The organism is Rugamonas sp. FW305-51 (assembly GCF_058786935.1).
Map to the genome: position 1 here is coordinate 1 of NZ_JBYSZG010000090.1, position 8,827 is coordinate 8,827.

Genomic DNA, 8,827 nt, shown 5'->3' on the forward strand with positions numbered 1-8,827 from the left:
GTACGTGACAGGCTGGTGCAGATACGGGACGCAGGGGGAGGGCAGATCGCCAGCTTCACCTACGATGCCGTCGGCCGTCGCTTGACCAGGGACGTCAACGGCAACGTCATGGGCTACGTCTACGACGGCGCCAATATCGTGCAGGCGCTCAACGGTGCGGCCGTCGATAACAGTCAACCGGGCAATGTGCTCGCGACCTACATCACGGGCTTGGGTATTGACGAACTGTTCGCCGCGCAGACTGGCTCAGGCGCCAGCGCGCTAGTGACAAGCTATCTTACCGATGCGCTGGGTTCAACATTGCGCCTGGTCGATGGCAACGGAGCCAAACTGGTGGATTATTCGTACGAGCCATATGGTGCGACCACAGCCGACGCCGCGCATGCCAACCCGTTCCAATACACTGGTCGTGAAAACGATGGGACAGGGCTTTATTACTATCGAGCCCGATATTATTCGCCAAGTATGGCGCGATTTATATCAGCTGATCCATTAGGACTTATCGCGGGGATGAACTCTTACGCATATGTCGGGGGGGGATCCGATAAGTTATACAGATCCGACTGGGCTGGAGCCGCCCGGCGGTGCAATCGCGTTCCGCGATTTCATGCGCAGCGTGTTCCCTCCGGCCAGAGACCCTTCCTTGCGGCCTGATGGGCTCCCATGTGGGTATGGTTGCGGCGATGCGAAAACAGATGCGTATGTGCCGGACTTCTTCCCGAAGTCGTGTGCAGCACATGATGACTGCTATAGCGATCAACGCGGAAAGGCAGCGTGCGATAGCAATTTCAAACGAGACATGAAATTGGAGCGGCCCAACATGGCAGCGACTTCCTGGCTCTACTACAAGGCAGTGGATGTGTTTGGAGGTGATGCGTACAAAGCTGCCGGAAAAAAACCATGAAATTCGGTCGCATGATCCCCCTGATAGATTCGCCTCTGATCTTTACGCTGCTTTGTGTCGTCGCGATTCCTGTCACCTTGTTTAGGCTTTTCGGCGTCTTGTTCTTTGCAAGCACAATTTCTGGCTGGGCTGTCGTGCCGGCTGTAGCGGTTGGTGCACTTCTTGCGGTCTCACGCTTGCCGCAACCTGCACGAGGATGCGGTGCGATAGCCCTTTTGGTCTCGTACCTTTGCAGCGTCTACTTTCATGGATGGGCGGATCTTATGGACCGGCTTGCCGAGGGGCGCGATGCAGTGTTTGATGGGACTGAAGCAGCGCTTGTTGCTCTCTTAGTCGTGCAATGCTTGATGCCGCGAAAACGCTGGCGTGATGATGGAAGCTGATTGCATTGTCAGTCCTAATACCGATGATGCCCGGCATGAGTATGCGGGCATGATGGGCCGGCCGGATATTCCGCCCGGCTGGAATTACTATCCTTCCACCGGGCTGCAGCGTTTGCCGATCGCCGCGCTCGCCATGGCTGCTCGTTCGATGAGTTCGTCGCCACGGGCCAATTCCTGCTCGACGCTAGACGCCGCCGCGGCAATTCGCTGTGGCGCGTCTCTTGGCCGGGCGATGCGATGGCCGGCGCGTTCGCGAGGACCTCGGGGGCAAACTGAGGGGGCAATCCTGCCTGCAAACGAGCATTCGATTCCTCTCTCATGCGATTTGTCTATTCAAGGTTCTATTCGGACGTAACAACGGGTACCCGGCTTGACGCTGACCGGCAGGCCGTCTATATTAATGACTTAAAAGTAAGTTATAACTCAAACACCTATGCCAGTCCCCCCCGAAGCCAAGCCCCGCTGGGAGCGGCGCAAAGATGCGCGGCCGCAGGAATTGCTGGCCGCCGCCCTGGCCCAGTTCGTCGAACGCGGCTTCGCGGCCACCCGGCTCGAGGACGTGGCGCGCCGGGCCGGCGTGTCCAAGGGCACGCTCTACCTGTATTTCGAGAACAAGGAAGAATTGTTCAAGGCCGTCGTGCGCGAGCACATCGTGCATGCCATCGGTGCTGCCGAGCAGACCGTGGCCGAATTCGAAGGCCACAGCGCCGAGCTGCTGCGCGCCATCCTGATGCGTTGGTGGGAGCAGATCGGCGCCACCGAGCTGGCCGGCATCACCAAGCTGATGATGGCCGAAGCCAATAATTTCCCCGACCTGGCCCAGTTCTACAACGAGGAAGTGATCGCCCGCGGCAACGGCCTGATCTCCAGCGTGCTGGTGCGCGGCGTCGCCCGCGGCGAATTCCGCCCCCTCGATCCGGAAGTGATGACCCACGTGCTGACGGCCCCCGTGCTGATGCTGATGATGTGGACCCACCGCTTTTTACCGTGCGACATGCCGGCGCTGGACCCGCAAGCCTATATGGAAGCGTTCATCGGCATGGCCCTGGGCGGCCTGCTGCCGCCGGCCGTTAAAGCGCCGTGACGCCCGTGCGCGCCAGCCCGGCAGGCCGAATTGGCCGCTTCAACCCCTCCAAACTGCAGACTGTCGCAATTTCCCGCGTCCCGTCAGGTTTCTCGTTAACATGTGCCTTCCTTGCCAGTTCAACGATAAAATGACGGATTATTCTTTTTCCACCGAGTCATAAGATGAATATCGAACAAGCCCGCTTCAACATGATCGAACAGCAAATCCGCCCTTGGGACGTGCTCGATCCCGACGTCCTGGACCTGCTGGTGGTGGTCAAGCGCGAGAATTTCGTGCCCGCCGCCCACAAAAACCTGGCCTTCGTCGACACGGAAATCCCGCTGCCGGGCGGCCAGTGCATGTTCACGCCCAAGCTGGAAGCGCGCCTGTTGCAGGAACTTAATGTGAAGAAGCACGAAAATGTGCTGGAAGTGGGCAGCGGCAGCGGCTACATGGCGGCCCTGCTGGCGTACAAGGGCCGTCACGTGACGACCGTGGAAATCCTGCCGGAACTGAAGGCGCTGGCCGAGAAGAACCTGGCCGACAACGGCGTGAGCAATGTCACGGTCGAGCTGGGCGACGCGGCCCAGGGCTGGGCCAAGGGCGCGCCCTACGACGTGATCATCGTCTCCGGCGGCCTGCCGTCGCTGCCCGAAGCGTGCCTGCAGCAGCTCAAGGTGGGTGGCCGGCTGGTGGCCATCATCGGCGACGCGCCCCTGATGAAGGCGCAGCTGATCACCCGCACCGGCGAAGCGGGCTACGACACCAAGACTTTGTTTGAAACCAATGTGAAGCTGCTGAGCCTGGCCTCGGCACCGTCGCATTTCACGTTCTGAGCGGGGCGCTATGCAGCATCTGACTGCGCTGGAACTGGCGGACTGGCTGGCCGACGATGCCCGTCCCAGCCCCTTCCTGCTGGACGTGCGGGAACCATGGGAATTCGAGACGTGCCATATCGCCGGCGCGACCCTGATGCCCATGCAAACCATCCCGGCCCGCATCGACGATCTCGATGAGGATGCTGCCATCGTGTGCATCTGCCACCACGGCGCGCGCAGCCTGCAGGTGGCCGCCTTCCTGGAGCGTCACGGCTTCGGCAAGGTGAGCAACCTGACGGGCGGCGTGCACGCCTGGGCCGTGCAGGTCGACGGCGCGATGCCCAAGTACTAGGTCTGCAATACCGGGCCGCGGCAACGCGGTGCTGGGCGCGGCGGCAATGGATGGTGTCTTTTTGATATGATTAACTTTTTTTGATGACTCCCACGGAGAACGCAATGCAGAGACCCCTTATCGCCGTGCTGATCGCCAGCGCTTTCATGACGTTCAACGCACAGGCGGCCGATCTGGTCCAGGTGTACCAGCAAGCGCTGGCCAACGACGCGACCTATGCCGGCGCCCGCGCCAGCCTGACGGCGGGGCAGGAACGTACGACCCAGGGCCGGGCCGGCCTGCTGCCGTTCATCTCGGCCAGCGGTTCCAACAGCCGCAACAGCGGCGACCTGCAGGTGGATCCCTCCCCCAAGCATGACAACGACTACCACATCAACAATTACGCCGTCACGCTGACCCAGCCCCTGTTCAACTGGGCCAGCTGGCAGCAGTACCAGCAGGGCAAACTGCTGCAGGCGGCCGCCGAGGCCACCTTCGCCCAGTCGCAGCAGGATTTGATCGTGCGCGTGGCCCAGGCCTATTTCGACGTGCTGACAGCGCAGGACTTCCTGGCCTCGACCCAGGCCCAGAAAGTGGCGACGACGGAACAGCTGGCCTCGGCCAAGCGCAATTTTGAAGTGGGCACCCAGACCATCACCGATACCCACGAGGCGCAGGCCGCCTATGACCTGGTGGTGGCGCAGGAGTTCGCCGCCATCAACGACCTGGAAAACAAGCGCACGGCGCTGCAGGTGATCATCGGCCAGGCCCCCACCGAACTGGCGCCGCTGCGCACCGGCGTGACCATCGCCGGTCCCCAGCCGGCCGCCGTGGAACCGTGGGTCAGCTCGGCCGAAGGCCAGAACTACGCCGTGGTGGGCGCCCAGCTGCAGCTGGAGATCGCCAAGCGCGAGATCGAGCGCAACCGCTCCGGCCACTACCCGACCGTCAACCTGGTGGCCAGCAACCAGCACAACAACCAGACTTCCAGCAGCGTGGCCAACAACAATTCCATCGGCGTGCAGTGGAACGTGCCCCTGTTCAGCGGCTTTGCCGTCACCAGCAAGGTGCGCGAATCGATCGCGCTGGAAGACAAGGCGCGCAACGACCTGGAAGCGACCCGCCGCGCGGCCGCGCAGGGCGCGCGCCTGGCTTACCTGGGTGTCAACAGCGGCCTGGCCCAGGTCAAGGCGCTGGAAGCGGCCGAGGTGTCGAGCAAGTCCTCTCTCGATTCCAACAAGCTCGGTTACCAGGTGGGCGTGCGCATCAACATCGACGTGCTGAACGCGCAAAAGCTGCTGTACTCGACCCAGCAAACCCTGGCCAAGGCCCGCTACGACACCATCATGAGCGGCCTGCGCCTGAAGGCGGCGGCCGGCTCGCTCAAAGCGGAAGACCTGGAAACGATCAACGCCCTGCTGGCCCACTAAGCCAGCGGCCGGCGCGGGCTTACAGGCCGGCGCCGGCGCCGTCGAACTGGCGTTCGATCAGTTCGATCTTGTAGCCGTCCGGGTCGGTGACGAAGGCGATCACGGACGTGCCCCCTTTCACCGGTCCCGGCTCGCGCGTGACGTTGCCGCCGTTGGCTTTGACGGCCTCGCAGGCGCGGTAGATATCTTCGGCCGAAATGGCCAGGTGGCCGTAGGCCGTGCCCATCTCGTAGCGCTCCACCCCGTAGTTGTAGGTCAGTTCCAGTTCCGCGTGCTCGGGATTGGCGCCGTAGCCGAGGAAGGCCAGCGTGTATTTGTATTCCGGATTGTCGCTGGTGCGCAGCAGTTTCATGCCCAGCACCTTGGTGTAGAAGTCGATCGAACGCTGCAGGTCGCCTACCCGCAGCATGGTGTGCAATATACGCATGGTGGTCTTTCGTGATGTCGGTGGACGGTAAGCGGCATTCTATGCGTTTTGTCCTGTTCCTGCCGCCGCGCCGTTGCGGCACCGCCTCCCCGTCAATTATTTTCCTCTCTCCCGGCTTTGCCGGCCCTGCCTTCAGTTACACTCGATATCGATGTGTTGCTTAAAAACAATGGCGTAAGCTCAGGGAGAGGTGTCATGCGCTTCAGTACGAAAATAGTCGGTTTCGCGGCCATCCCGGCCATCCTGTTCGTCCTTGGGCTGACGACCAGCATCGTCTCACTGGTCAATACGCGCGCCGAATTCGACCGCTACATCAACACCGAGCAGGCCGTCGAGCGCGACCTGTCCGAAATGTATGCGCAAGGCTTGCAGATGGGGCAGGCACTGCGCAACATCGTGCTCGACCCGGCCAATCCCAAGGCGGCCGAAAATCTCAAGGCGGCGCAAAGCGCCTACCAGGCCGCCTACGCCGAAGCGGCCGGCAGCGCCCGCGGCAGCCAGTTCGAGGCCGGCATCGGCCAGACCGTGGCCTTGCGCGCCGACCATGCCAAGGCCCAGCAACAGGTGCTGGCCACCCTGGCCGCGCAAGGCGACGCGGCCGCCGTCCTCAATAAAGTGGAAACCCCGGCCTGGCGCGCGCTGCGCGGCGCCTTGATCAAGCAGCGCGAGCTGGCGCAAAAGGCTTCGCAGGCCGCGCAGGCTGCGGTCAATGCGCGCGCCGCCTGGGCCACCCGGCTCTCGATCGGCATCGCCGTGCTGGCGGCGCTGGTGGCGGTGGGCCTCAATTTCCCGCTGCAGGCCACCGTGCGCCGCGAACTGGGGGGCGATCCGGCGTCGGCCCGGGCGGCGCTGGCCCAGGTGGCGCACGGCAACCTGACCTCGGCCATCCCCAACCAGGGCGACGACAACAGCCTGATGGGCGTGATGCGGCAAATGCAGGGCTCGCTGCAAACGCTGGTCAAAGGGGTGCGCCAGTCGGCCCACGGCATCGCCACGGCCACCAGCGAGATCGCGGCCGGCAGCCGCGACCTGAGCGAGCGCACGGAACGCCAGGCCAGCGCGCTGGAACGGACCACGGCCTCGATGGCGGCACTGGGCGAGACGGTGCGCAAGAATGCTGACAGCGCCCGTCATGCCAACCAGATGGCGATCGACGCCTCGGCCGTGGCCGAGCAGGGCGGCGCCGTGGTGGGGCAGGTGGTGGGCACCATGAAGGAAATCGACGACTCGTCGCGCCGCATTGCCGACATCATCGGCGTGATCGACGGCATTGCGTTCCAGACCAATATTCTGGCCTTGAATGCGGCCGTGGAGGCGGCGCGCGCGGGCGAGCAGGGGCGCGGTTTTGCCGTGGTGGCGACCGAGGTGCGCACGCTGGCGGGCCGTTCGGCCGAAGCGGCCCGGGAGATCAAGGCCCTGATCGACAGCAGCGTGGCGCGCGTGGGCCATGGCGTGGCGCTGGTGGACAAGGCCGGCAGCACGATGGCGGAGGTGGTGCAATCGATCCGCGGCCTCACCGGCATCATGGGCGAGATCGCAGGATCCAGCGCCGCCCAGTCCGACGGCGTGGCCGAGGTGGGCGTGGCCGTCACCATGATGGACGAGACTACCCAGCAGAACGCGGCGCTGGTGGAGCAGATGGCGGCCGCGGCGGCCACCCTCGACAGCCAGACCGGCGACATGGCGCACACCATGGCCGTGTTCCAGCTGCCGGGTGACCAGCCGGGCGCCGCCGTTCAATGGTCGAGCCGCGCGTCCAGCGTGATGTGGGCCTTGAGCAGGCGCGACATCGGACATTCGAGCTTGGCTTTGAGCGCCGCGCGCTCGAAGGCGGCCTGGCTGGCGCCCGGGATGAAGGCGATCAGGTTCAGGTGTACCGCGCCGATCTGGTAATCGTCGCCGCTCTTGCCCAGCGTGACAGTGGCGGTCGTGATCAGGCTGCGCGCCTTCATGCCGGCGGCGGCCAGCTCGCCGGCCAGCGTCATGGTGAAGCAGGCCGCGTGGGCCGCGCCCAGCAATTCCTCCGGGTTGGTGCCGGCGTCGTGTTCGTAGCGGCTGTGATAGCCGTATGAGATGTTGTCGAGGATGCCGCTTTCCGTTGCCACCCTGCCGCTGCCGCCTTTCAGGTCACCGCTCCAGACGGCCGTTCCAGTGCGTTTCATGATGTGCTCCTGTTCTGCTTGCGATGCGCCATCATGACGCGACCGTATGCGCCCCTCCGTACGGAAACGCACATAGCACGGCCGTATCAGCGCACCTTGGGCGTGACGCGCCACACCGTGTTGCCCACGTCGTCGGCCACCAGCAGCGCGCCCTCGCGGTCCACGGCCACGCCCACGGGACGGCCATGGGCCGTGCCCTTGCGGTCCAGGAAGCCGATCAGGAAGTCGCGCGGCGGACCGGCCGGCTTGCCATTGGCGAACGGCACGAAGATCACCTGGTAGCCGCTGGGCGGGCGCCGGTTCCATGAGCCGTGCTGGCCGATGAAGGCGCCGTCGCGGTAACTGGGCGGAAACAGCTGGCCCCGGTAGAAAGCCAGTCCCAGCGATGCCGTGTGGGCGCCCAGCCCATAGTCCGGCTCGACGGCGCGCGCCACCAGATCGGGCCGCTCGGGCGTGACGCGGCGGTCCACATGGGCGCCGAAATAGCTGTAGGGCCAGCCGTAGAAGGCGCCGTCCTGCACGGCCGTCAGGTAGTCCGGCACCAGCTCGTTACCCAGTTCATCGCGTTCGTTGACGGCGGTCCACAGCTGGCCGCTGTGTGGTTCCCAATCCATGCCGACGGGATTGCGCAAGCCCGTCGCGTAGGGGCGCGCCTTGCCGCTGGCCAGGTCCAGCTGCCAGATGGCGGCGCGGCCCGTTTCCGCCTGCGGGCCGTTCTCGCCCACATTGCTGCCCGAGCCGACGCCGATGTACAGGTAGCGCCCGTCCGGGCTGGCCACCAGGTTGCGGGTCCAGTGGCGGTTCTGCGGGCCGGCCGGCAAGTCCAGCACCTTGATGCCGGCCGTGGCGATGGCGGTCTGGCCCGGCCGGTAGTCAAAGCGCAGCACGGCGTCGGTGTCGGCCACGTACAGGACATTGCCGGCCAGCGCCATGCCGAACGGCGAGTGCAGCTGGTCGAGGAACACGCTGCGCTGGGCCGCCGCGCCATCCGGCCCCACGCCGCGCAGCAAGGTAATGCGGTCGGCCGAGGCGCCGGCCGCCCCCGCCTTCTTCATCTGGTAGCGCGTGATCATGCCGCGCACGCCATGGCCCGCGTTGGCGCGGGCCGGGGCGTTCGTTTCGGCCACCAGCACGTCGCCGTTGGGCAGCACATACAGCCAGCGCGGATGATCGAGCCCGCGCGCATAGGCCTGCACCTGGAAGCCGGACGCCGGCACGGGCTTTTCGTCATCCTGCCAGCGCGCCACGGGGGCGACGGCGACTGTCGGGATGAGGGGCGTGGCCGGTTCCGGCAGGGCAGGGTGGG

General features: G+C 64.8%; 9 protein-coding genes and 1 pseudogene. 7 read left to right on the forward strand and 3 right to left on the reverse strand.

Annotation, left to right across the window (positions count from 1 at the left end; translation table 11 throughout):
• The 6 genes from AC3WOS_RS28105 to AC3WOS_RS28130 all read left to right on the forward strand — a co-directional run.
• Positions 1 to 654 (forward strand): RHS repeat-associated core domain-containing protein (locus tag AC3WOS_RS28105; protein ID WP_492720565.1); only part of this gene is annotated, 654 nt, incomplete at its 5' end.
• 246 nt (positions 655 to 900) lie between these two features.
• A complete protein-coding gene (locus AC3WOS_RS28110) occupies positions 901 to 1,287 on the forward strand; it encodes a hypothetical protein (protein ID WP_492720567.1) in 387 nt (128 codons plus the stop codon).
• A gap of 433 nt (positions 1,288 to 1,720) precedes the next feature.
• Positions 1,721 to 2,371, forward strand: coding sequence for a TetR/AcrR family transcriptional regulator (locus tag AC3WOS_RS28115; protein WP_492720568.1), 651 nt, complete (start codon positions 1,721 to 1,723; stop codon positions 2,369 to 2,371).
• A gap of 164 nt (positions 2,372 to 2,535) precedes the next feature.
• On the forward strand, positions 2,536 to 3,189 hold the full coding sequence (locus AC3WOS_RS28120) for a protein-L-isoaspartate O-methyltransferase family protein (protein WP_492720570.1): 654 nt from the start codon (positions 2,536 to 2,538) through the stop codon (positions 3,187 to 3,189).
• Positions 3,190 to 3,199: 10 nt separating this feature from the next.
• The gene (locus AC3WOS_RS28125; RefSeq protein WP_492720572.1) at positions 3,200 to 3,523 is read left to right on the forward strand and encodes a rhodanese-like domain-containing protein; all 324 of its coding nucleotides are present in this window, start codon (positions 3,200 to 3,202) and stop codon (positions 3,521 to 3,523) included.
• Between the two features lie 104 nt (positions 3,524 to 3,627).
• The gene (locus AC3WOS_RS28130; RefSeq protein WP_492720574.1) at positions 3,628 to 4,932 is read left to right on the forward strand and encodes a TolC family outer membrane protein; all 1,305 of its coding nucleotides are present in this window, start codon (positions 3,628 to 3,630) and stop codon (positions 4,930 to 4,932) included.
• Positions 4,933 to 4,951: 19 nt separating this feature from the next.
• Here AC3WOS_RS28130 and gloA read toward each other — a convergent pair whose 3' ends face one another.
• The gene (gene gloA, locus AC3WOS_RS28135) at positions 4,952 to 5,359 is read right to left on the reverse strand and encodes a lactoylglutathione lyase (RefSeq protein ID WP_492720576.1); all 408 of its coding nucleotides are present in this window, start codon (positions 5,357 to 5,359) and stop codon (positions 4,952 to 4,954) included.
• Between the two features lie 1,143 nt (positions 5,360 to 6,502).
• On the opposite strand from gloA, the pseudogene AC3WOS_RS28140 reads away from it, so the two are divergent.
• Positions 6,503 to 6,955, forward strand: a pseudogene (locus tag AC3WOS_RS28140) (methyl-accepting chemotaxis protein); the annotation flags it as partial.
• 140 nt (positions 6,956 to 7,095) lie between these two features.
• Here the strand turns inward: AC3WOS_RS28140 and AC3WOS_RS28145 are convergent.
• Together AC3WOS_RS28145 and AC3WOS_RS28150 are read right to left on the reverse strand one after the other, a co-directional pair.
• On the reverse strand, positions 7,096 to 7,521 hold the full coding sequence (locus tag AC3WOS_RS28145; RefSeq protein WP_492720577.1) for an OsmC family peroxiredoxin: 426 nt from the start codon (positions 7,519 to 7,521) through the stop codon (positions 7,096 to 7,098).
• A gap of 86 nt (positions 7,522 to 7,607) precedes the next feature.
• On the reverse strand, positions 7,608 to 8,827 hold a 1,220-nt coding region (locus AC3WOS_RS28150; RefSeq protein WP_492720579.1), incomplete at its 5' end, for a PQQ-dependent sugar dehydrogenase.